This is a genomic window from Paenibacillus sp. sgz302148, from assembly GCF_056120465.1.
Genome location: NZ_JBVYOJ010000024.1, coordinates 64,570 through 88,342 on the forward strand (window position 1 = coordinate 64,570; position 23,773 = coordinate 88,342).

The 23,773-nt window shown below is 44.6% G+C and carries 22 protein-coding genes and 1 pseudogene; 22 read left to right on the forward strand and 1 reads right to left on the reverse strand.

Translation table 11 applies throughout. The features are described from left to right. The first annotated feature begins 597 nt into the window (after positions 1-597). The 14 genes and pseudogenes from AC0LWM_RS27745 (at position 598) to AC0LWM_RS27810 (ending at position 16,886) form a co-directional block, all read left to right on the forward strand. The gene (locus tag AC0LWM_RS27745; RefSeq protein WP_474678277.1) at positions 598-1,941 is read left to right on the forward strand and encodes a helix-turn-helix domain-containing protein; all 1,344 of its coding nucleotides are present in this window, start codon (positions 598-600) and stop codon (positions 1,939-1,941) included. 15 nt (positions 1,942-1,956) lie between these two features. Next, positions 1,957-3,468, forward strand: a complete 1,512-nt coding sequence (locus AC0LWM_RS27750) for a VOC family protein (RefSeq protein ID WP_474678278.1) — start codon at positions 1,957-1,959, stop codon at positions 3,466-3,468. Between the two features lie 330 nt (positions 3,469-3,798). Continuing rightward, positions 3,799-4,476 carry a VOC family protein gene (locus AC0LWM_RS27755; RefSeq protein ID WP_474678279.1) on the forward strand — a complete coding sequence of 226 codons (678 nt, stop codon included), beginning with the start codon at positions 3,799-3,801 and terminating at the stop codon, positions 4,474-4,476. 140 nt (positions 4,477-4,616) lie between these two features. Continuing rightward, positions 4,617-5,045 (forward strand): VOC family protein, encoded by a 429-nt coding sequence (locus tag AC0LWM_RS27760; RefSeq protein ID WP_474678280.1) that lies wholly within the window; start codon positions 4,617-4,619, stop codon positions 5,043-5,045. A gap of 668 nt (positions 5,046-5,713) precedes the next feature. Then, positions 5,714-6,646 (forward strand): aldo/keto reductase, encoded by a 933-nt coding sequence (locus AC0LWM_RS27765; protein WP_474678281.1) that lies wholly within the window; start codon positions 5,714-5,716, stop codon positions 6,644-6,646. A gap of 247 nt (positions 6,647-6,893) precedes the next feature. Continuing rightward, positions 6,894-7,427: a GNAT family N-acetyltransferase gene (locus AC0LWM_RS27770; protein ID WP_474678282.1), complete on the forward strand. Its 534-nt coding sequence runs from the start codon at positions 6,894-6,896 to the stop codon at positions 7,425-7,427. A gap of 498 nt (positions 7,428-7,925) precedes the next feature. Further along, positions 7,926-8,807, forward strand: coding sequence for a hypothetical protein (locus tag AC0LWM_RS27775; protein WP_474678283.1), 882 nt, complete (start codon positions 7,926-7,928; stop codon positions 8,805-8,807). A 662-nt stretch (positions 8,808-9,469) separates the two neighbouring features. Next, positions 9,470-9,922 carry a VOC family protein gene (locus AC0LWM_RS27780; protein WP_474678284.1) on the forward strand — a complete coding sequence of 151 codons (453 nt, stop codon included), beginning with the start codon at positions 9,470-9,472 and terminating at the stop codon, positions 9,920-9,922. 119 nt (positions 9,923-10,041) lie between these two features. Next, positions 10,042-10,378: pseudogene (locus AC0LWM_RS27785) on the forward strand (NrtR DNA-binding winged helix domain-containing protein); the annotation flags it as partial. Positions 10,379-10,608: 230 nt separating this feature from the next. Then, the gene (locus AC0LWM_RS27790; protein WP_474678285.1) at positions 10,609-11,346 is read left to right on the forward strand and encodes a class I SAM-dependent methyltransferase; all 738 of its coding nucleotides are present in this window, start codon (positions 10,609-10,611) and stop codon (positions 11,344-11,346) included. Positions 11,347-11,655: 309 nt separating this feature from the next. Continuing rightward, positions 11,656-12,516, forward strand: coding sequence for an alpha/beta fold hydrolase (locus AC0LWM_RS27795; protein WP_474678286.1), 861 nt, complete (start codon positions 11,656-11,658; stop codon positions 12,514-12,516). A 594-nt stretch (positions 12,517-13,110) separates the two neighbouring features. After that, on the forward strand, positions 13,111-15,075 hold the full coding sequence (locus AC0LWM_RS27800) for a Sip1-related alpha-galactosidase (RefSeq protein WP_474678287.1): 1,965 nt from the start codon (positions 13,111-13,113) through the stop codon (positions 15,073-15,075). 352 nt (positions 15,076-15,427) lie between these two features. After that, entirely contained in the window at positions 15,428-16,384 is a 957-nt protein-coding gene (locus AC0LWM_RS27805; RefSeq protein WP_474678288.1) for a sigma-70 family RNA polymerase sigma factor, read from the forward strand. Between the two features lie 76 nt (positions 16,385-16,460). Then, entirely contained in the window at positions 16,461-16,886 is a 426-nt protein-coding gene (locus tag AC0LWM_RS27810; RefSeq protein WP_474678289.1) for an SRPBCC family protein, read from the forward strand. A 79-nt stretch (positions 16,887-16,965) separates the two neighbouring features. Here the strand turns inward: AC0LWM_RS27810 and AC0LWM_RS27815 are convergent, their stop codons facing one another. Next, the gene (locus AC0LWM_RS27815) at positions 16,966-17,382 is read right to left on the reverse strand and encodes a VOC family protein (RefSeq protein ID WP_474678290.1); all 417 of its coding nucleotides are present in this window, start codon (positions 17,380-17,382) and stop codon (positions 16,966-16,968) included. A gap of 110 nt (positions 17,383-17,492) precedes the next feature. On the opposite strand from AC0LWM_RS27815, the gene AC0LWM_RS27820 reads away from it, so the two are divergent. From AC0LWM_RS27820 to AC0LWM_RS27855, 8 genes are all read left to right on the forward strand, one after another. Continuing rightward, positions 17,493-17,756, forward strand: a complete 264-nt coding sequence (locus tag AC0LWM_RS27820; protein ID WP_474678291.1) for a hypothetical protein — start codon at positions 17,493-17,495, stop codon at positions 17,754-17,756. Beyond that, the gene (locus tag AC0LWM_RS27825) at positions 17,753-18,052 is read left to right on the forward strand and encodes a hypothetical protein (protein WP_474678292.1); all 300 of its coding nucleotides are present in this window, start codon (positions 17,753-17,755) and stop codon (positions 18,050-18,052) included. The genes AC0LWM_RS27820 and AC0LWM_RS27825 overlap by 4 nt, the downstream gene beginning before the upstream one ends. A 77-nt stretch (positions 18,053-18,129) precedes the next feature. After that, positions 18,130-18,660 carry a dihydrofolate reductase family protein gene (locus tag AC0LWM_RS27830; protein WP_474678293.1) on the forward strand — a complete coding sequence of 177 codons (531 nt, stop codon included), beginning with the start codon at positions 18,130-18,132 and terminating at the stop codon, positions 18,658-18,660. 678 nt (positions 18,661-19,338) lie between these two features. Then, positions 19,339-21,099 (forward strand): ABC transporter ATP-binding protein, encoded by a 1,761-nt coding sequence (locus AC0LWM_RS27835; RefSeq protein ID WP_474678294.1) that lies wholly within the window; start codon positions 19,339-19,341, stop codon positions 21,097-21,099. 201 nt (positions 21,100-21,300) lie between these two features. Then, a complete protein-coding gene (locus tag AC0LWM_RS27840) occupies positions 21,301-21,900 on the forward strand; it encodes a TetR/AcrR family transcriptional regulator (RefSeq protein WP_474678295.1) in 600 nt (199 codons plus the stop codon). Positions 21,901-21,908: 8 nt separating this feature from the next. Then, positions 21,909-22,247 (forward strand): DUF1801 domain-containing protein, encoded by a 339-nt coding sequence (locus AC0LWM_RS27845; RefSeq protein ID WP_474678301.1) that lies wholly within the window; start codon positions 21,909-21,911, stop codon positions 22,245-22,247. A 75-nt stretch (positions 22,248-22,322) separates the two neighbouring features. Continuing rightward, positions 22,323-22,835 (forward strand): SRPBCC family protein, encoded by a 513-nt coding sequence (locus AC0LWM_RS27850; RefSeq protein ID WP_474678296.1) that lies wholly within the window; start codon positions 22,323-22,325, stop codon positions 22,833-22,835. Positions 22,836-23,055: 220 nt separating this feature from the next. Then, on the forward strand, positions 23,056-23,649 hold the full coding sequence (locus AC0LWM_RS27855) for a helicase (protein ID WP_474678297.1): 594 nt from the start codon (positions 23,056-23,058) through the stop codon (positions 23,647-23,649). The last annotated feature ends 124 nt before the right edge of the window (positions 23,650-23,773 follow it).

A 23,773-nucleotide genomic window follows, 5' to 3' on the forward strand; every position in this document is an offset into this window, starting at 1 on the left:
GGGGTGCTATCAATTGGCCTTTTGTTGGCGTTTCGTTCGGCTTGAACCAGCCACAGGGGTATACTTCGCCCCAGTTCAAACCATACTGTTTCGCCAGCCCCGTCCTTCACAGGCTTCTTGCTCCACAAGTCCTCCCAATCGTAGCCAAGGGAGGACGTTGCACATGGGCGCTGGCATATCCACCGAGACATTCCCGCCGCGCTGCTCCGAACCCCATTTTTTTGTTTCGGAACCCTCCGAACATGGGGATTCGTGGGGGGATAAGAAGCTGGAGCGATTGGATTTCGTACAGTGAAAATCCGATTGCGACGGGAGACGAGTAAAAAGCCAAGAGGCCGCGTCGGACGCGGGTTTGGGGGCTGTGATAGGTTGCCGATGGGTAGACTGTTGCAGCCCTCTTTGGTGTTCTCGTTCAACAGTTTGCAAACAGAAGCCGGAGAAAGTGGTTGTAAGAATTCAGAATAATCAACGCGATCGGCTACAAATTTTAAACGGTTTTTGATAAAAAAAGATAATCGGCATAAGGAAATGTTTGCTATGATAGTCACAAGATATTCCTCTTGTTTAGATTATTTTTGAAACTTAAAGGGGGCCGGGATGCAAACGACTGAGATTGTTCAACGAGGGATTGATTATATTGAAGAACACCTTCATGAGTCTCTTGCATTGGATCAGATTGCCGAAGCGGCGTCAATGTCATTGCCAAATCTGTACCGGATGTTTTATGCCATGACTGGTCACCCCATCAAAGAATATATACGCAAAAGAAGAACAAGCGAGGCTGCAATTGCTCTCCGTCATACTTTCCTTCCTATGATCGAGATTGGCTTTAATTGTGGTTTTGAAACGTATCAGACTTTCATTAAAACATTCAAGAGAAACACAGGCTTGACCCCGGGGCAATACCGTCAATCCGATTTGATTTATAGCTTTGAACGCATCGATTTATATGAACGCGTTCATTATCTTGAAGAACGAGAGGTATCTGAACGATACCCAGGAGTACAGGTTATTCGTCTTGCCCCATTCAAAGGTATAGGCTACCTGCATACCTCCAGACGGGAGAAAGGAATAGAAGACGAGGCAATCGCCGAGTTTCAAGCTCTCTTAATTGACAGCCATATGGATATAAATCAATTCAGACTTTTTGGATGGAACGTCGATTTTGAAGAGAGTCCGCACCTGTTTGGTTACCAAATGGTCGCTGTCAGCGAAAGATTGCACTTTTTCGAGCATCCGATTTTCAAACTCATTGAACTGCCTAGCGGTCTTTATGCGGTTACCCGAACACCTATGGGGGACGGCTCCGCTATCGTTGCTGCTTGGAATCGTTTACTATCGGAATGGCTGCCTCGGAGTACATTTGCTCTCGGGGAGCACGGTTTTATGGAAGAATATCAAAAATACAACGGCCGGATCGCACGGTTAAAGCTCTACCTTCCCGTAAGGCGAGGTCAGGTTACCGAAGCCATTGAGATTGTAGAACGACCCCCTATTGAGGTAACCGCCTTTCGTGCCGAAGGAACCGATTGTGTGGAACTGGTTGATGGGGAATCAGCGGATTTTTTAATCCGCAATAAATTTGTTGGCGATAGCCGGCTACAAGTATTCATGAGCTGTAGTTTCCCGCCAGGAGAAAAGAATACGTTCGAACTGTACATTCAAACGCCGGATTGCTTTGTTCCTTTACCTGAGGATGCGCACCGGGCGGCTCGGTTGGAAGGCGGCTTGTATGCGTGTTTATCGGCAATATCTAGCGGCTTGTTTTCCGGCATACTTGAGCGAATCTACCGCTGGCTTGGAACATCCGATGGTTATGATCCGGATGAAAATCGCCTTTGGTACGCGCATTACAGACCAACTACATGTTCCGAGGGAAAGGCCGATCTTCAGCAATCGATGACCGTAAAGTGTTATGTGCCGGTCATTTTGCGAACATAATTGTGGAGGGAAAAAATGAGTCAATTGCCTAAACGTAAGGATACACCGGAAGTATATAGGCCGGTTACAATTCCAAAAGCGGTGAAGATGATTAACCAAGCAAAACGTTTAGAAAAAAATGAACAGGAATTAATCGAATCAGTTAAGGTTATGGGACCAGCTACGACTACATCTGTATTCCATCAATTCACATGTCTGTATCTGCCGGCGGACGACCCGCAAGCATTGGAAAACTGGTATAAAGAACATTTCAATTCTTCTAGTACACGCAAGCATGGTCTTTACTGGTTGGACGCGATTTTCAGAGGGTCGCCCTCAAACGTCAATTGTAATTTCATGACGGATGAATACTTTCCGGGTGAATCTTATGAAATGTTTTCAGTTCGATTTGAAACGGATTGTATCGAAGCGTTATACGAACGACTGTCGAAGGCTGACGTTGCTATCGAGCCGATGCAGAACGATCAAATGGGCGTAACTTTTGTTTTTACCGACCCTCAAGGAAATAAGTTTCAAGTTTGGCAGCATCCAGATACTGTAACCCAATCGTTACGAGACGATGTTCCGGCATTAATCGGAGTAACCACTCTATTTTTGCCGGTTGCGAACCCAGAAGAATCGCGCCAATGGTATCAAGAGGTTATTGGTTTAGAGTTAAATGATTCAGGGTGGCCGATATCAACCAAAGGACAAGAAATTCGCTTCTACAAAGCATTGGATATGGGACAGAATAAGCCCTATCATCAAACTCGGGCCTACGTCAATGTTGCTGTAGAGGGTCTTGAAGAAATGCACAAACGAATGCTGGATCAGGGACAGAAGGTTGAGCATATCATTGACAGAGACGGTTGCGGGCGGAATTTCGATCTATACGATCCGGATGGGAATAGGATGGAAATATGGGAACTGCAGACGATGATGAATAAAGATTTTCAGTCTGCCAGTTCTGATTGGAAACAACAATATACACTAGCAGGAGAAGATATTGATTCGTTTTTAGCGAGAGTGGCAAAAAGTGATTATAACTATCGGCGCATCGTGATTCCGGGTTATAACGTATTACACCAACTTGATCCTGAAGGGATACAATCTCTTTTAGAAACCCTGGATCAGTATAGTTTGGAACACTCTAATCATTCATTCGAAATCATAAAGCGTGATTGGTATCCGACCGACACTGACGCTATGGAGCCAGTTGATAATAGAGATGTATTTATTCTCCCCACCGGACGCGCTGTGGGAGCCATAAAAGTATACGGGAGGCCTGAATTTAAGCAGAGCCCGAATTGGAAAGACCGAATTGTGCTGCAAATTTCTTTTTATTTTGTTTTTGAAATTGATTCATTTTTTAAACATGCATTAGAAGGCCGCCATGAAATTTTTCGACAAGTTCAAATTATTTATGATGAGGCATCCGTACCTTGGTATTTGAGCAAGATTGATCCAGAGGCGGTTAGGGAGCTTAAATTGGCAGTAGAACAGTTTAATCAAGAACATCCGGAGCATGCAATAGAACTAATAGAATAAGACTGTGCTTTTTAGGTTTAGTCGGATGGAAAAATGTCTATTGGGGCGTGGCTTCAAGTACGTATTAAACTAAAGAGGAACGAGAGTGGAGCAGTATGCCGCGGCAACTGCTCCACTTTTTGTTAAATTAAAGGGCAATTTAGCGTAATTGTAGAAAAGAATCTCCTTAATAAATTTATTTCTTCAGTAAGTCAGGTTTGCCAATTCATATGGCATCAAAGTAAATGTATAAATCAAATTCTTTGCACTATTGTGAAATGAGAAGGGAATGAGAAAATGCAAACTAACGAGGGTACATGTTCAACTAAAATGCCAATGGAGGAACCTAAAATGAGCGAATCAAATTGGAAGGAACTAGCGTGGAAACCGAAATTGAAACAAGTAAATTGCATCTATATACCCGCAACCGATCCAGAAAAGACAAAAGAATGGTTTGCTCGGCATTTTGGAATCAATGATAATGGATGGATGAAACTTGGTGTTGGAACACTCATGTTTGTTAAAGCGAAAGAAAAACCCCATTTAAATTTTAAAACGGATGAATGGGCTGGTCCTGACTATGACATGAATGTAATTTCATTTGCGGTAGATCACATTGATGATTTGCACCGTTCATTAGTAGAAGAGGGTGTGAAGGTTGATGAATTGATTGATGATGGAGGATGTGGGGTTTCGTTTTGTTTTTACGACCCGGATGGTAACAAGTATAGTGCTTGGGATCTGCAGGTAATGGTAAGGAAGAATCCTCAAGGAAACGATAGTCCCAATTGGAAGGAAAGATTGCAATTTGATAATTGCTGCTTTGAATGCGATATTGACACATTTTTTGCAAAAATCATTGAGGATGCACCTGGTGCTAGACATTCTCGAATTCAGATTGTTGAACATGCTAAGCTACGTGAATCTGATCCAGAAGCATTAGAAAAGCTTTTGGAGACATTGGATCAGTTTAGTCTTCAGCATCCCGAACATGCATTTGATATCGTGTTTTACGATCATTTTCGTTGAAGTAACTGGCATGATAGTGTGATAGTAGAAACGAAATTATTTATAGAGATTTATTTTTTCAGTAAGTCAGGCTTGCGACATCATGTGACATCAAAATAAATGTAAGTCACAAAAACTAAAGAGAAGGGAGAAATAAGAAAATGCAAATTAATGAAGAGGTGCATGCAAATGAAAAGTTGGAAGACATCATTCGTATATGTAATATTTACGTACCAGTAAGTGATATCTATAGGGCCATTGAGTGGTATGAAACAAATTTAGGATGCAAATTCACTGGCGATAAGACCGAACCTGATATGACTGGTGCATTCTTGGATTTTCCCGATCAAAATGTACCAACCCTATTCCTTCACAAATCGGACGAAGAAGGCGGTCGAATACGCTTTTCATGGTCAGAGGACAGCGGAAAACCCCATGCAGTGGTGTGTTTCGTTACTCCACGTATCCAAGAGCTATTCGAACGCTTCAAAGAAAACGGGGTGAACATTATAGGGCAGCGGCAAACATGTGGACCAAACATAACTTTCTCCGATCCTGACGGTAATTTGTGGGAGGTTTGGCAACCGTAAAAATATAGATCCAAACAAACGGATAACGATAGTTGAATAACAGAAAAAAGCAGTCCAAGACTGTATTGTTCCATTCTTGGACTGCTTTATGTGATACTTCCACAAGAATACATTGAATACATCCATATATCCGATACATCCACACCCGAATCTCGCAGGAAACCGTGGTACTGGTTGAATGCATCATTATCATGTACAACCACATACGGTCTTGCAGGACCATCTACCTTTCCCGTAAATGCGCCAAGTTGGAGCTGTCAAGGCACCAAGTGGAAAAATGTTCCGGATGATGCTCTAGCGCCAATTTCATCATCTCATAGCCATCTTCGCTGCGATCCTCATGAATTTCCAGCCGTCCGTTGTTGGTTTGCTTAAGAAACGGTCCTTCGACACCCCAGCCTGTGTATGAAGTATAAATGAGTTGCCTCGTTTGGTGAATCGTGAGGTGACCCCTAAATGGATTGACGGCTTTTCTTCATCTTCCGCACTTGGAGATTACTTATTTTTATATTCCTCTTGCACCTTACGTTGCGTAATGTCTTATAGTAAAAGCACATGAGATAAAACAAAAAATAAAGCAAAGGACCTAATGTATGGAACCACAATGGAAAGTAGGTGGATCCTTAATAATATGGAAGATGATTAAAAATGAGAGGAAGTTGAAGAGAATGACGAAACAAACACGAATTGGAAAAACAGATTTAGTTGTCAATCCAATCGGACTTGGAACAAGCACTGTAGGTGGGCACAATATTTTTCCTAATTTAAATGAAGAAGTAGGAAAAGATTTGGTGCGGGCTGCGATCAACCATGGAGTGAATTTTTTAGATACAGCGTTTTTTTATGGAACAGGACGTTCAGAGGAACTAGTAGGTGAAGTGATAAAAGAAGCAGGAAAGCGTCATGAACTCGTCCTTGCAACAAAAGGCGGCCTTACACTTGTCGGCAATGATGTTGCCATGGATAATTCGCCTGCTTTTTTAAAACAAGCCGTTGAAGATAGTTTGAAAAGGCTGCAAACAGATTACATAGATTTATTCTATATTCATGTTCCAGATCAGGATACACCAAAAGATGAGGCGGTTGGAGTCTTAAAACAGCTAAAGGACGAAGGTAAAATTAGAGCAATTGGCGTTTCTAACTTCTCACTTGAGCAATTGAAAGAAGCAAATAAGGATGGTTATGTCGATGTATTACAGGGAAACTACAGTTTGCTGCAGCGTGAAGCGGAACAAGAATTCTTTCCATACACGTCAGAGAGTAATATCTCGTTTGTTCCATACTTTCCACTAGCATCAGGCTTGCTGGCCGGTAAATACAATAAGGATATGACATTCAATGATCTACGCAAAGATATGCCTCACTTCCAAGGCGATAAATTTAAAAAAAATCTAGAAAAGGTGGAGCAGCTCCGTAAAATTGCAAATGAAAAAAATGCCGAAGTTGCTCATGTAGTCCTTGCTTGGTATTTAACACATGATTCAATTGATGTTGTCATTCCCGGAGCAAAAAGAGCAGAGCAAGTGCTGGATAATTTAAAAACATTAGACGTCCACCTGACAGAAGAAGAAATCAACCAAATTGATCGTATTTTTAAATAGGTACTCTGTGGCGAACACATTTAATTCTCAAATGGGATAATCACTCAATTTCTGGTCACTTGCTCTAAAACATGGATTAAATAGATTGATTTCCTATCTACATCGTAGTTTTGCAAAAAAGCAGACTGGGATTCTTATGCAAAACAAATACTCATGGCAGTAAAGTTTGTTTATAATAGATCCGACCCAAAAGCAATATGGTACAATTCGTATAATGTTTCTTAGTTATATATTGGGGGAATATTTTGTGAATGCTCATATTCAAATCCGACAAATGAACAGCGAGGATGTTAATTTGATTTTCCAAGCACTTGAAGAGCACAATATTGGAAAACCTCTGGACTACATAAAAAGGTGCTGGAAAGAGAATTTATCTGGAGAAAGAATTACTCTTATAGCCGTATACGATCGGAAGTTTGCTGGATGGTTGCATCTTTTAACTAAATCCAATTATCCGTATTTCGTAGAAAAAGGAGTTCCAGAAATCAATAACTTTGATGTCGTCCCAACTTTACGTCGAAGGGGTATCGGCAACGCATTAATGGATGCCATTGAACAAATTGCATTCGACAAATACGGAATTGTTGGAATTGGTGTTGGACTCTACTATGATTACGGAAATGCACAACGGCTCTATGTTAAGCGGGGATATATTCCTGACGGAAGAGGAATATTCTACGAAGGAAAGCAAGTAGAACCAGGTAGTTATGTGCAAGTTGGACATGATCTCGCCTTGTTTTTGACTAAAGAAAGATCAATGGAATTTAAGGTTTTCACCTAAATGGAAACAGTTGTGAAGTATGAGCAAGCACCGCGGTGCCTGCTCCAGGTCGTTGAGCTAACGGCCAGGATTACGCAGCTATATTGTAACTGAAACGCTTGTGTTAAGAGTTAGAAATACGGAATGAAAGGTATGTACGACAAGATCCTGCCGAACTAGATTTTAGTCGTTTTTTGCTGGCGGACGGAATATTAGAAAAGAACCTTCGTTACATTCGGGAAAAGTATATAAATCGTAACAGTAATTTGAGAAGAGCAGTTCCTTCAAATCCAAATAATTAAAGAGTAAAAACCAATGTCAAGGTCGCCGCGCGCGGCCTTTTTTGATTGCACCCTGCCTTGCGTTCCGACTTAAGTCCAGCTGCCAAACCATGCCTCGGTATGAAAGCCAACCGTGCCTCCGCACGATATCAAGTTCATTCCCGCGCCTGTTAAGGCTTTCTTTTCCACTTTGTAGAATAAAGGTATCAAATCTCTGTAGGGAAGGAATGTGAACGGCATGCGGAATCAACGGTTGGGAGGATCGGAATCGAAGCCTGTTTTTTTTCAAGGGGAGCAAGCACTCGTCTTGACAGGACTGCTCGGTTTCGCGCTGGCCGCGCTATGCGCGATGTGGGTAATGATTTGGGGAGGGGAGGTCGCTCCGTACGGCGATGTGACGAAGGCGATCTCGTTCGACGCGGCGTTAGGGATTTTCATCGTCTCCACGGCGGCGATCCTTCCCTTTTCGGGGCTGCGCGAAAAGGCGCGCGCTTTCTTCCGGAGGGTTTACATCGGATTGACACTGTATTCGTATGCGGCGGAGACGGTGCAAAATATGCGCGGCGTGAATCCGCGGTTCGTCATGGACGGAACCGCCTTCGACCGTGCGGTGGGCAATCTCTTTGCCTTTGTTGCGCTGATGCTGGTGGTCTTATACGTGTACTTGGCGGTTCAGTTTTTTCGGCAGCGCGTCTATAAGCTTCGTCCCGAGTTGATCGTTGGCATCCGTTACTCGATGGCGGCGGTGATGCTGAGCTTCGCAGCCGGTATCTGGATCTCAATGAACCAGGGCCGTACAGTCGGCCTGGAAGGCAATATCATTTGGCTGCACGGCCTTGGGTTCCATGCGCTCCAAGTGATGCCCCTGATTGCTTGGCTTGCGGAACGTTCCGACAATGCTCTCCACATTCGCCGCAGAGGGATTCACCTGACGGGAATCGCTTACGTTCTCGGCCTGCTCGCGATCGGATGGCAAACATTGCGTGGTGCCGCGATTATGGAATGGTCCGTTCTGCCGCTGGTTGCAGGGCTTTGCTTCCTCTTTACGATCGCCTTAGGTGTGTTGCTGCTGCGCCGCGCCAGAGGCGCTGTATCACGGAGCGAACAATTGGGATCATGAATTTAGCGGAGCAACGCGCCGTTAAATGAGCTTTGCAAGAGGGATGGAAGGTTGTAAGTCAGATTGCAATGTTATTGAAGTAACGGGAACGTGAGTGGGGCAATACAAAATGAGGAAGGACTTCCTGCTGACCTCCAAGAGAAATAGTATTGATGAGAATTAGGGAGGAATAATGATAACCGGAAGAAGGTTTGAAACTGCCGCCCTTACCACAATTTGTATATGAACTATTATACCTAATATTTTGTCCCTCTATTTTACTGTATTAAACGAAAGTGGAGGAGCTTGCGCTGAGCAGCTCCTTTTTCATTTGTTGAAGTAACGGGCAATCTAGTTTAATGATCAAAAATAATAAGCAGGAGATAATATCGCAACTCCGAATTGTTAAAGTATAAAAATATTAGGAGTTTAGAAAAGGGGGATCTACGTAATTTTATTACGTAAAACGATCTTATTACGGTAATTACGAATTGAATTTCGTAGAATAAAAATTAATTTGACATATCCGAAAACCAAATTTCACATTTTACTATACTGTGACTTCTCTTTGTTATCATGAACTGTGACAAGATGTTAATCGTTTGGAGGGAATTAGTAATTGTTGATAGAATAAATATGAAGATGATCAGGTAATAAATTTGTAGACATAAGGAGATAAAACTATGGAAAAAAACAAATTACTAAGAATGGACAATGTTGGCATCGTTGTAGAATCCCTTGACGACGCAATCTCTTTCTTCGAGGAGATTGGCTTGAAGCTCGAAGGGCGAGCTACTGTCGAAGGTGAATGGGCTGGTCGCGTAACCGGGCTGGGTTCACAGTGTGTAGAGATTGCTATGATGGTTACCCCAGATGGCCACAGCAGACTTGAACTTTCGCGATTTCTCACCCCACCTACTATATCAGATCACCGAACTGCTCCTGTAAATGCCCTCGGTTATCTACGCGTCATGTTCACCGTCGAAGACATTGACGAAATGGTATCCAGACTCACTAAGCATGGTGCTCAGCTCGTTGGCGAAGTGGTTCAGTACGAGGACTCGTATCGGCTCTGCTACATTCGTGGAAATGAAGGACTTCTAATCGGTTTGGCGGAACAACTCGGTAATAAATAAGGCATCTGGTGGTGAGATCCTAAGGATGAAGCCCTGTGAAAAGCTCCAATTGGAGTGAAGCGAAACTACAGGCCGTAACATGAAGTGAATCCTGCCGTATCGTCATCTTGAACCCGATCGATCATCGCCTGATTTTCGGAGACGCTTTGGAGCAGATTCGCAGGAAAATGCTAACGACTACGATTGCCCGGAGTTCCTACCTGAGGAATTTACCATGAGCGAGCTGTATCAGGTCATTCAAATGGTAGTTTGAATTCGAGGAGCGTAACTTTATCCGCAAAATCACTTCTACCCAGAGCCGCAAAGGCGTCATTGAGGAAGTCAGGGATCACAGCGGCAAGCTCAAGATGTCGAACCGCTATTCCCAGCGTGCTGCACGAATTATACCGATTTACCGATTATGTGCCTCAGCTGTCTATTTACGTGAAGTACCGTAATGGAAAGACACACCACTAGGATATCTCGGCACCATTATCCATCTTGAGCGAATCATTTACGCAGATGATCGCACATATGAGTAACTGTGGTATTACTGCAGGAGAATTTTGAAATCTTTACGGGGCTGCCTTCCTGGTAGCTCCTTTTTATTTTCTATTTTCGTCTTACTCAACATGTGGCTTTTTAACCATCCGATGTGTCTAATAATATGACTTATTCATGTTTGTACCAGATCGGAGGAATTTTGATTGCAGCCTTTTAACCAAAATAAAGATTCATGGAATACAGGAGCATACCAAGCCTGGGTCAATCGATTTGGCTCCCCAAGTGAAGCTGCGAAAAAGTTAAAAGAAGAACCTATTAAAAGAATTGGCAAAGTTATCGAGTATATGGGGGATGTTCGTGGCAAAAAAATAGCCAATTTGTTAGGTTCCAATGGAAATAAAGCAATAGCCTTAGCTTTATTAGGCGCAAATGTCACCGTGGTGGATTTTTCATCTGAGAATAAGAGGTATGCAAAGGAGCTGGCGGAAGAGTCGGAAGTTCAAATCCAGTACATTCTTTCGGATGTATTGAAGCTACCGTTAGATTTATTATCAAATGACTTTGATATTGTATATATGGAGCAAGGTATTCTTCATTATTTTCAAGAATTAAGACCGTTGTTCCGTGTGGTACAGGCACTCCTATGCAAAGGAGGTCTTCTTGTGCTTCAAGATTTCCATCCTGTTACCACAAAATTAATAACCTCTACAGGGACAACTGCAAATATTAGAAAACATAAAGTAACAGGGGATTATTTTGACACAACCCTCGAGGAAAAGAAAGTTGCTTTTACTAAGTTTCTGCCAGAGGTTAGCCATGATTGTGTGCAGAAGGTGCTTTTGCGAAATTGGACATTCGGAGAAATCATTACCTCTATTGCGAGTGAAGGATTGTATATAAGGAACTTGGAAGAACTCCAACCAATCTTCAGATGTATTTGACAAAGGCATCCCCAAAACCTTTATCATTATCGCAGAAAAAATTTGAGTGACAATTAACTCATTCGGGGCAGTAACGCGTGGTAAGATAGAGTAAATATAATCCGATTTGTTACATTCCCAATATGATCTCATCGGCAGAAGGCAAGTTAAAAAGATGCCATTGTTGTTTAGCTAACTGGCAGTATAACTCGATCAAGTCTCGATTTATCATGTTGTTCCATGTTGGAAGATATTAAATATAGGAATCCTAAATCTGATATTGAAATACATATGTGACATCTGAATATTTTGAGGAGGAGTGAACAAGACATGATTGAGAACACGATTCAACTACCGGATGGGCGATTGTTGGGATATGCAGAATACGGATGTCCAGATGGTACACCTGTTATTTTAATGGGCGGAACGCCTGGGGTACGCTTTGGCCCTTTGATCTTTAGACTGGATCGGATGGTGAAAGAGGGGACGGCTCCGAATATTCGATTGTTAGTCTTGGAAAGACCCGGTTATGGTCTTTCGGAGCCTCACCCCGGTCGAAAAATAGATCACGTTGTGGAGGATACGGCTTTCTTCGCAGATGCTATAGAATTGGAGCAATTCACGCTATTTGCCGGATCGGGAGGCGCGCCTTTTGCATTGGCATGCAGTCTGCGCTTACCTCATCGAGTTAAGAAAACTGCGATTTCAGCCGGAATAGGGCCGGTATACTTGCCAGAGTTACGAATAGGGGTAGGCAAGGAAGAATTAGAATTTCTGAAATCCGCGGTGGATTCGCCTCAAATCATTATTTCTTATGCCGAGAAGGCATATGGCGATCCGTTTTCATTTATTGAACAAATATTTGCCCATATGCCCGAAGAGAAGCGGAAGCAAATACCTGCCGCTGCCAAAGAAGCCCTTGTCCCGATGATCAAGGAAGGTACTAAAAGTCCGCACGGGATGCTGGATGATTATCGATGCTTCGGACAACCATGGAACGTCAAATTCGAAGATATTCGCGTTCCCATTCGATTCTGGCACAGTGAAGCAGATAAATCCGTACCAATTTCTCATGCCGAGTATTTGACGAACATTATCCCGAACGCGAGCTTGAGACGATTCCAAGATTTAGATCATGTAGAAACGTCACAAGCGGCCCTCCTCGAGGTGCTTGCTTTCCTAGCCAAGTAGCTCTCATTAGATCATTTCCGCTAAAGTGGAACGATAGTGAAATAATTATGATTGGAGCAGGCGCCGCCACGACCTGCTCCAGTTCGTTGAACTGGCAGCATATTGATATACAAATCATTCTAAATAATTTATTATGGTAAAGACTGTAATAAAAATCTTGAAAGTGAACCTTCTTGCTGGTACCCAGTTTAGAGAAATGGTGTACGAAGCGTTCAATAGCAGAGATATAAATTCAATTCAGTAGATGATATTTTTACAAAAGGATTTTACAGCCATCCCTTACAAGCTGGGGTTGAAGCCGTTAAAAAAGCATGGGCTTCGATGTTCGAACGATTCCCGGATATCCGAGTCGTTGTCGAAGACCTGCTTGTTGATAGTATATAGCCGCAAGCCGCACAAGTATTCGGAGAATCACCGCATCAGATTCAGAAAAACAGTCGACGATTCTTGAACTTATTCGCGTGGAAAACCGAAAAATGGAAAAGATAGCACAACGGGCCAGGATAGTTTAACGAAATGAGTGATGATATTGAAAACGAGCAAATATAGAAGGATTAATGGATTCATATTGAGATAACGAGAGGGTGCAACGGAATGATATTAGATGGAGCAGCATTCATAGAAAGCATGGGAGATCATATTTCGACGGAGTATATAGAGAATTGTTCGATTCAAGGCGCCTTTTTGACGTTTGATCGCGAGACGATTCTTAACGGGAAAGCTTCAGGCTTGCATATTACCGGGCTGAAAAGATGGCTGAGCCTTTATCGGTCATATGTGTACTGGGTCGTTCCCGCCTTTGGACAAAAGGAAGCTCAAATTCCGCAGGAGACACAATACTTGCTCTGGGAGCGGGAGGATGGACGATATGGCATTATGCTGCCGATTATCGACGGAGATCTGCGCGCCTCATTGGCAGGCAATGAGCAGGGGGTTAGTGTCGTCATTGACGGAGCTCTGAAAGGCGAGGAGCCGGAGCAAGCTTGCCTGATATTTGTCGCCAGTGGCGATAACCCATACGAATTGACCCGACATGCAGTAGCAGCCGTTCAGAACAAGCTGGGCACGTTTAAGCTTCGCGAGGAAAAGGACAGCCCGAAATTTGCCGATTATTTGGGATGGTGCACCTGGGATGCCTTCTACGGCAGCGTGGACGAGGAAAAAGTGATTATGGGCCTTGAATCGTTCAAGAAGGGCGGTATTCCGCTTGGTTTTATGATTCTTGATGATGGACTATGGGATACAACGGGCAATTATTTAAATTCATTCGGCGTCAATTCCGTCGAATTCCCTAATGGCCTGGCGAGTTTAATCCGTACGGCCAAAGAGAAGTACGACATCGAGCTTTTTGGCATCTGGCATTGCTTTCAGGGCTATTGGTGCGGAATCAATCCGCAAAGTGAGCTGGGTAAGCGCTATTCGCTCATCCCGAACAAAGCGGATATTCCGTGGAGAGACGAGAAGGATGTTTACTTGGTTCAACCTGATCAAGCTGCGAAGTTTTATGAAGAGCTTTACGAATATTTGCGCAATGAAGGCGCAGATATGGTGAAGGTGGACGGACAGTGCTCCATGGAGTTGTTTACAGAAGGCAAGCTTGGCCGGGTGTCGACGATGAAGAGCTATCAGGAAGGCATGCAGCAGGCTGCTTCGCGCTGCTTCAATAATGAAGTCATTCACTGTATGTCGAATAGTACGGATGTTGCCTATCATATGCTTACTACGAACGTTTGGAGAAACAATCATGACTATACGCCGGGAAATACGGACGCTCAGCAGCCGCATGTGGTTATTAACGCCATGAATGCGATGTGGTCTTCAACGTTCTGTATCCCGGACTGGGACATGTTCCAGACACACTCGGCCGGCGCCCAATTTCATGCTGCGGCAAGAGCGATCTCCGGCGGTCCGATCTATGTATGCGACTATCCGGGCAAGCAAAACTTCGATATTTTGCAGTCACTTGCCACTTCAGACGGACGTGCGCTGCGATGCGACAGGTCCGCAGTTCCGACGAGAGATCGGATGTTTGTTGATTGCTACACAGAGCAAAAGTTGTTGAAGGTGTTCAATTTTAGCGGAGAAACCGGAATGCTGGGCATCTTTCATTGTGCGAAGGATAGTGATTCGATTACAGATACGTTCTCGCCGAATGATGTTGAAAATTTGAAGGGTGAACGGTTTGCTGTCTATTTCAATCGGACCAAGCAACTGCGTATCATGAACAAAACTGAAATGGGCGAAATCACGTTGGCTCCAATGGAATACGAGCTTGTAACCTTCACAGCGATTGAGAATGGGGTCGCTTCACTTGGCTTATTGAATAAACTCAACAGCGCGGCTGCAATCATAGCTGTGGAGTGGCTGTCCGAGGGGAAATATCATGCAACACTCAAGGACGGTGGGGAGATCGGCTTCTACTGCGAGCAAGAACCGGAGAGCATTCATATCAATGGGAATCCTTCCTTCTGGAGCTTTGACGCACAAACCTCGCTGCTTACGGTACATGCTTCGGAAGGAAATGCGGTTGAGATCGAAATGATAAGTAACTTTTATTAAACACAGCAGTTGCCCCCTTTAGAATGAATGCCTAAAGGGGGCGGCCGAGTTTTCTGAAGAAATTGTGTAAACTTTACAACAAGAAAACGGCATACCGGATACTACTCGGATGCCGTTTTCTCAACTAACATGCGGGATAGCTCCAGTGTTCAGGTCCTTGCGGAAGGTATTGCGAATTATTTCTAAAGTATAGACAAGGGTTAATTTATTGGTTATTGAATTATTAGTACGAGCGTGCTAAATTTTTATCCATGAGTACTAAATCCTGCCTATTTTTTCGGATTGAGGCTGTCCGCTTCATTACATATAATGAAGGTACCACCCTTCGGGGAGATCGTTAAGGGAGGCCGCGATGAACGAAACCGCATTTGACGAACCATTATTTGCAAGCTTGAAGCCGGGCTTAACCTCGTTCTGTTACCGAATGCTAGGCTCCATGGACGATGCGGACGATGCCGTTCAGGAGACGAGTATTCGGGTCTGGCAGAGCTGGAGCACGTTCAGACAGGATTCCTCGTTCAAAACTTGGGTCTATCGGATTGCCTCCAACCTGTGCTTGGACAAGCTGAGACAATCCAAACGCCGCGCGCTTCCCGTTGACCTGTCCGACCCGGCCGTCGCCATCGTCGAGCCGCGCGATACGCTGCCGGACTCTGCCTGGATCTGGCCGTCTCCCGACTTTGGGGGCAATCCGGAGGATCGGCTCGTCCGCAGAGATACCCTTCAACTGTGCTTCATCGCTCTCCTGCAGACCTTGCCTCCGCGGCAGCGTGCGGTACTCATTTTGAAGGATGTATTTGAATGGTCCTCCAAGCAGATCGCGGAAACGTTGGCGATGTCGCCGGCAGCGGTGAACAGCGCCTTGCAAAGAGCCCGAGAGACGATGGACCGGGCGCAGCTTCGCTCGGATGAGCTCAGCAGCATGGACGTTCAACCGGAGCAGCAGCTGCTGTCCCGGTATGTGGAGGCCTTCGAGCAATTCGATATTGCTGCGCTCGTCGCGTTGTTCCATGAGGAAGGCTGCATGTCGATGCCGCCCTTCGAGATGTGGATCCGCGGCAAGGAAGATTTGTCCGCCTTCTATTCGCTTACTCGCTGGCATTGCGAAGGTTCGCGATTTGTGCCCATTACGGTGAATGGCGGTTATCCGGCGTTGGCCCAGTATATGCCGGGCAAAGAGGGCTCTGGCCTGGTACCCTGGGGCATCCACGTCATCGAAACCAAAAAAAATCAAATCCTGCACGTTCAAAACTTCATTCATACGCCATTATTTTCGCGATTTGGGCTGCCTGAGCGAATTGACCAATGAATTTCGTCATTGGCTTACGTCTATATCATTGAGAATAACCAAACGACGAATATCATGAGAGAGGTGTCTATTTAAAATGGAAACGAGTCAACCGACGAAAGTAACCGTGCAAGCCGTCATTCAAGCCACTGTCGAGAAGGTATGGCGCTATTGGACCGAGCCGGATCACATCACGAAGTGGAATCAAGCGTCCGAGGACTGGCATGCGCCGAGAGCCGAAAACGATCTGCGGGTCGGCGGCAAGTTTCTGACACGGATGGAAGCGAAGGATGGCAGCATGGGCTTTGATTTTGGTGGCGTCTACGATGTCGTGAATCGGCATGAGGCGATCGGCTACACCATGGAAGACGGAAGAAGAGTGGATATTGCTTTCGTCGATCAAGGGAATGAGACGAAGGTCATTGAAACGTTCGACGCGGAAAGCTCCAATCCCGTCGAGTTCCAGCAAGCAGGCTGGCAAGCGATCATGGACAATTTCAAAGCCTATACCGAACAAAACTAATCATCGCGAAGAAGACGCCGGGGAAGATGGCCGGCGTCTTTCTTTTTGAACCCTAGTACGAGCGTGCTCTCCGTTAGCCTTAACCTTGTGCCGCATCCATGTTCATGTAGTTAATGGCCCACAGATGGCCGTCCAAGTCCACGAAGCCCCAATGATACATGAACCCATGATCTTCAGGTTCAGCGTGCAATTTCCCGCCCAAGGAGACCGCGGTATTCACGATTTCATCGACCTTTTCCCGGCTCTCGAAGGCCAATGCGATCGTCATCTGCGCATACTTGCTCGTATCGACGGATTCCTTCTCCGTGAGCGTATTAAAGAATGCTTGATTGATCAGCATGACCTGCAGGTTGTCGCCGATCACGATGGCTACCGAATTCTCGTTCTCGGGGAATTGCGGGTTGAGCTCGAATCCGAGTCCGGAGAAGAACGCTTTCGATTGTTCTACGTTTTTTACTGGCAGGTTGAAGCTCGTGAATGCGGACATTAATGCCATTTTCAAAACACCTCTTCGTCAAATTAGTTTGTGTTCATTTATGCCTTCGTTTAAATAGACGACAGCCGATCCGGAAATTCATCGGTCTCATGGATTCGGAAGCGTAAATTTTGAAAAATAACTTGGGCCAGTACAGTCCCGACCGGGTCGCAGTTCAATTGGTCGGCTATTTGAACAAGATCAAGGGAGCCAAGGAGAATCTGGACTTTTACAAAGAAAACAACGCGGTTCAATCGGATCCCACGCTTAAGTATTTGGATTCCGAGGAGGTCGGCTACGACGGCATCGAGTTGATATATCAGAAGGAGATGCGGGGGCTTAACGGTTATAGATCCTATCAAATCGTCAGCATGAGCCGGATCGCGGCGACATGAAGCCGACCAAGCCGGTCAAGGGGCAGAATCTGTATCTAACGATTAATCGCAAGGTGCAGCTCACCGCGCAGCAAGCCATTCTCGATCAGATCGCGACAACCCGGTTAATTACACAGCCTGCCGGCGAGATCCTGCAGGCTGTTCAGCTAACGGAAAACGATAGTTTAACAACAATGCATGCTGTCGCAAAATTAGTGGCAGCATGCATTGTTGATTTCGGAAATTCTAAGAAACTCTACATGTTCTTATTAGCAATCCATGAGAAACCGGGCATGCTGTTGGATGATAAAATGTAGACATAAAGGAGGCTGCATATGGAACGTGTAATCCTGATGATGAATGTGCGAGAAAACCAGGGAGGAGAGTCAGTCGCATGGCAAAGATCGTTTTCGCATTGAACCAGTCTCTGGACGGGTTCGTCGACCACATGGCATTTCAGCCCGACCCCGTGCTATTCCGTCATTTCATCGACGACGTGCGCGGCCTGGCGGGCATCCTGTACGGGCGCCGCATGTACGAAACCATGCGGTATTGGGACGGAGACCATTTTGAATGGGATGCGCCGGAACGGGAATACGCAGCGGCGTGGCAAAGCAAACCGAAGTGGGTGGTGTCGAGGACATTAAAGTCCGTCGGTCCGAACGCTTCTCTGATCGAGGGCGACCTCGCAGCGACCATACGTGGGCTGAAGGCTCAGCATGAAGGGGAGATTGAGGTTGCCGGGCCGGAGTTGGCCCACAGTCTAACGGAGCTCGGTCTCGTTGATGAGTATCGACTCTATCTCCATCCAGTCGTGCTGGGTCACGGCAAGCCGTTCTTCGCCGGTCCGCGGCCGCCGCTGCGCCTCGTGGCAAGCGATCGAATTGGCGAGAAGGTGATCAGGTTGACCTACGTTCCAGCTTAGTTGTGCGGTTGACCCAGCGGCCTAAAGGGCACATTACTTTAATAGGGATTCTCCGGCTGTAGCGGCAGTCAGAGGATCCCTTATTCTTTGAAATTTGTTCAGTTATGCGAAATGACATAGTTATTTATGGGATTGACGATTGACCTAACGGAGTACAATGTTAAAGTAACGGGGAACGAGAGTAGATCAGTGTGCCGCGGCAGCTGCTCCAATTTTGGTTCAAGTAACGGGCAGGATAATGGAATGAAGAAGGAAAAAATCCAAATATTTATCACCTTACTATTGACAGGGGATAAATGGAACGGTATGATTAACGCCGAGACCATTAATTCACAAATTTAACAGAAAGGGTGATGGACAATGACAAACTTCAAACACGTGGTACAAAACAAAATATCTTGTCCTCACCGTTTTATTTTTTCATAATATTAGTTACTGAAAAAAATAAGCCCTGGGGGTAAGTCTACTCACAGGGCTTTATACTTTGGGTCAATTGTTTTTTAGTGTTACCCAAAACCATTGAAAAGCCATGGGTTACTTTCTATGGCTTTTTCCTATTGTATTGGATTGGAGGAAGGAGGAAATCAGTTGGAGTTAAAACAATTAGGTTTGAATGATCTTTTTATCCTATTGAAATAGACTAATTGCTTGGATAAAAGAGTTAAAGGGGGATATTGTTTGAGTAAAACAACGAGAAATATTAAAAGTTTAATCAGAAGAAAGGGCTTTAAGCACTTTTTGGCGCTTTGTTTACACTATAAGTATTTATATTTAGCTGTTCTAGTCCTGCAGCTTGGCGGAACGGCAGCAGCTTTGCTGCTTGCTGAATTGAGTAGGAGGATTTTTGATGGAGGAAAAGAGCTATCCCAATCAGAGCTTGTTATTCTGATTATTGGTATCGTGATTACGGTTATGATGGCCATGCTTTTCACGCTTGGAGCACGTATTTGTAATCAAATCGTGAATACGAATGTCGTGTTTAGAATGAGGCAAATGGTGCTAACTCAATTAACTAACATGTCTTTAAAATATCATGAAAGCACACATAGCTCCAAAACGCAGAACATTTTATTTAATGAGCTGCACGTGTTTCAGAATTTTCTTGTTTTTGATATCCTTCGATTAATTTCCCTGCCATTTTCATTTATAGCCATCGGTATTTATCTGTTTTCTGTAAATCCCTTACTTGGCGTGATTGCCATTTTTGTTGGTCCTCTTCAACTACTCAGCAACCTGGTAATAAAAGGGTCATTCAAAGATATCATAGCTAAACAGCAGGCTAATGGGAGTGAAGTGTTTTTTCATATGAATGAAACACTTGCTGGCATTCGTGAAGTTAAGATGAATCAATTAGAAAACTCTGTATTTAAAAGATTTGAAAAAGTCTGCAAGGAGGGGATACAGCTCTGGGTTTCCATTGAAAAAATGGAAGCATTCCGCGAGTTCATTCGGCTGATTCCTGAAAAACTAGGTTATCTCATGGGTATTTCCGTGGGTGCTTTCCTAATGGTGAATGGTCATATTGGGGCTGGGGCGGTGATCGCCTTTCTATCTCTTTTGGATAGGGTAAGTGAACCATTCGTCAGCATTACAGCTATTATTAGCTCCTTACAGAGAGTGTCTGCAGGAGCAGAAAACCTGTTGGATATCATGGAAATGGAGCCGGAAAAGAAATCACAAGGTAAAACACTCACGCAAGAGCCTTGCTCAATTCACTTCAAAAATGTATCTTTCTCTTATCAAAATGATCGACCTGTATTGCATGATATCAGTTTCGAGATTCCAGCGGGGAAGTCCGTGGCTTTGGTAGGTCCAAGCGGTAGCGGAAAAAGCACACTGATCAAACTGTTATATCGCTTTTACGAAGTGGATAGCGGATCGATTCTGATTGATAATAGCCCTATTGAGCACTATATGATTTCATCACTGCGGGAGCATTTAGCATCAGTTACACAGGATGTTTATTTGTTCGATGGGACGATTCGCGAGAATATAGCAATTGGATCCGCCGATGCAGGAAATATTGCAATCATGGAGGCTGCCAAGCTTTCCCAGTCTACTTTTATTGAGGAGCTGCCAGAAGGATTAGAAACAAAAGTCGGGGAGCGTGGGATAAAGCTGTCCCATGGACAAAGACAACGTATTGGCATCGCTAGAGCGATTCTTCGTAGGGCTTCCATTCTTTTTCTTGATGAGCCAACATCGGCGCTTGATGTGGAGACAGAAGCCATTTTTCAAAGCGATTTACCCAAATGGGCGGGAAACAGCACGAAAATTATTATCGCACACCGTTTATCTACGATTCGCGATGCCGATTATGTGATATTTCTTGAAAAAGGCCAAGTTCAGGAGATGGGGTCACCTAAGGAGCTGCTTCAAGCTAATGGCCGCTTCGCAGATTTCTGGAAAAAGCAACAGATCCATGAGTTTGTAAGATGAGTTATCTCATGCCTGATAACGGTGATCAACTGCCGAGGCCTATTGTTCCACTCCAGACAAGGAAATCTTGAAGGTTGTCCTAAGAAAAATAAGTTTTCGAAAGGTAAATAAAGCTCTTGACCCGAGGATAAATTTGGATTAAGATAATGTCAGTCACCACTGACAGACATTATTTTGTATCTTTTAGAAAGGGAGCTGATCATGCGCCAAACTAAGCAAGGGAGTGCGGAGAAATTGTTGCTGGCTGCGATCGACCTCATTTCGGAGAGAGGCTACCATGGTGTCACGACCGAGGAAATCGCCACAGCCGCTGAATTAAGCGAAAAGACACTGTTTAGACATTTCGGAAGTAAGCAAAATTTGCTCGAATCCGCATTAGAACGTTTTCAGTATGCCGAAGAGATGCGAGTGCTCTTCAACGAGCAGCTTGTGTGGGAGTTAGAAACCGACCTACTAGCCATTAGCAGAAAATATCATGACATTATGAACCGCGACCGAAAGTTAATACTGATCGCCTTAAAGGATGAGGTCCACATCCCTGGCTTTAAAGAACGTCGGCTGCAGCATCCTCGCCAACTGTTGACGTTTTTGACAAATTACTTCATGACGATGAGCGAGGAAGGAAAAATAGCTTGTTCGAACCCCACCATGCAGGCTTTCACGTTCATGATGGCTCAGTATGGCGCGTTCATTAACGATTTGGAAGCCGGGGGGAACTATCCCGGAATCGGGCTCGAACAGTTCATTCAAGAGAACGTGAAGATTTTCGCCAGGTCCCTAACTTTAAACAAGGAGCTGTAAAAGAGATGATGAACGAAGAAGTAACGACATTTATCGATAATCTTAATCAGCCGTGGCAAATCGAGGTTAGTAACCAGTTACGCCAAATGGTGCATCAAACCATCCAAGAAGCCGAAGAGCGTATTCAATACAAAAAGCCCCATTTTCTAAAGAATGGACATTACGCGGCTGTTATTTCGCCATCGAAAGATGCCATTGCATTCATGATCATGAACGCAACCGGTCTTGCATTCCCGAAAGGATTCGAAGGTCCTGCCGAGCGAAAATGGCTCAAAATTCGAGAAGGGGATACGCCTGATTACGAGCTACTGGCCAAGTTGTTGGTTCAAGCTTCAAGCACGTTATAGCAGCGAAGAAATCGCTAGGACATTCACTAATAGCTTCGGGGTGCGGACACCCCTTCGAAAACAAGGAGGATTCTTATGACTAACATTCCGAATCAACCATTAGAAATGGCATTCACGCGTGTATTCGATGCACCTCGCGAACTCATTTTTAAGGTGTGGACTGAGCCTGGGCATTTCTCGAATTGGTGGGGTCCCAAGGGTTTCTCCCTCGAAGTCGCAAAAATGGACGTTCGACCAGGAGGGATGTTTCTAGGCTGTCAGACTTCTCCCGACGGGAGTCATGTCATGTGGGGGAAATTTTCATATCAAGAGGTACTCGCACCCGAGAAAGTGGTTTTCATCCAATCCTTTTCCGATGAACAAGGCAACACGATCCGAGCTCCTTTTAACGCGAATTGGCCTCTTGAAATTATGAATATCATCACGCTCGAAGAAAACGAAGGGAAAACTACCCTGACTCTGAAAGGAGGCCCACTGAACGCATCCGCTGAGGAGCAAGCGGCTTACGACGGCATGGCGCCAATGCTTCAACAAGGCCTCGAAGGTACATTCGATCAACTCGCCGACTACCTGGCACGCCAGAATTAAATTGCGATAAGAAGATTCGTTACCATGCAAGAATTCTTATTTCCTAACTAACGGGTACAATAGTGAAACTGGAGCAGGCGCCGCGGCGACCTGCTCCAGTTCGTTGAAGTAAAGGGCAGGATAATTGAACAAAGGATTTTTTTGGGAGTTGCAGAATATTTTAAATAATCCATTACATCGTTTTTTCAGCCTATGTATCCAATGTTAGGAGTGAGTACGAATGCATATTGAAAACAAAGAAATATACCCACATTGTCGAGTTATTAGAAAAACAATAGAGGTTGGTGGACTTACGAAATCGCAGCTTATCCAGAAATTGCAACAGTGCTCTATCTTAATGAATGAGTATGGAGAGAAGCTATTAGCTGATTATAAATTTACGACTTCTGATACAAAGTACAGCCTTCAGACGGTTGAACTAACCGTTGGCGACCTTGGCTTTCCTGATGGAGCTACTACGGATCATATCTTTAAAAGAGCGAGCGACCTTGGTTTGGAATTGTGTCCGCTTGAGCTGGGACCTCACCTAAGACTGGAGTATTTGGATCAGCCGGAAGGTTATTTGGGGAATCCCTCACAGCGACATCAAGCTCCATCCGGCTCCATCACAATAGCATCGGAGGTTCTAACTGAAGACGATGATTTTCCGAAAGGATTTTATCTTAGACGAATTAACGGCGTGTTATGGCTGCGCGGATACTGTGCTGATCATCTGCATGAATGGAATCCTGATGATCATTTTGTCTTTTGTGAAACAAAAAAGAACCTTAAATTAAATGTTTTAGGTGAGAATGATATTGAAGGATTAAGCTAAAGGAGAACGAGAGTGGAGCAGTATGCCGCTGATATGCTCCCCTTACGGTAGACAGGTGAAATAATAAAACCTGCTACGGTAAGGGGAGCTTTTTCATGCAAAAACGATCCTATTCGGCTTCTGA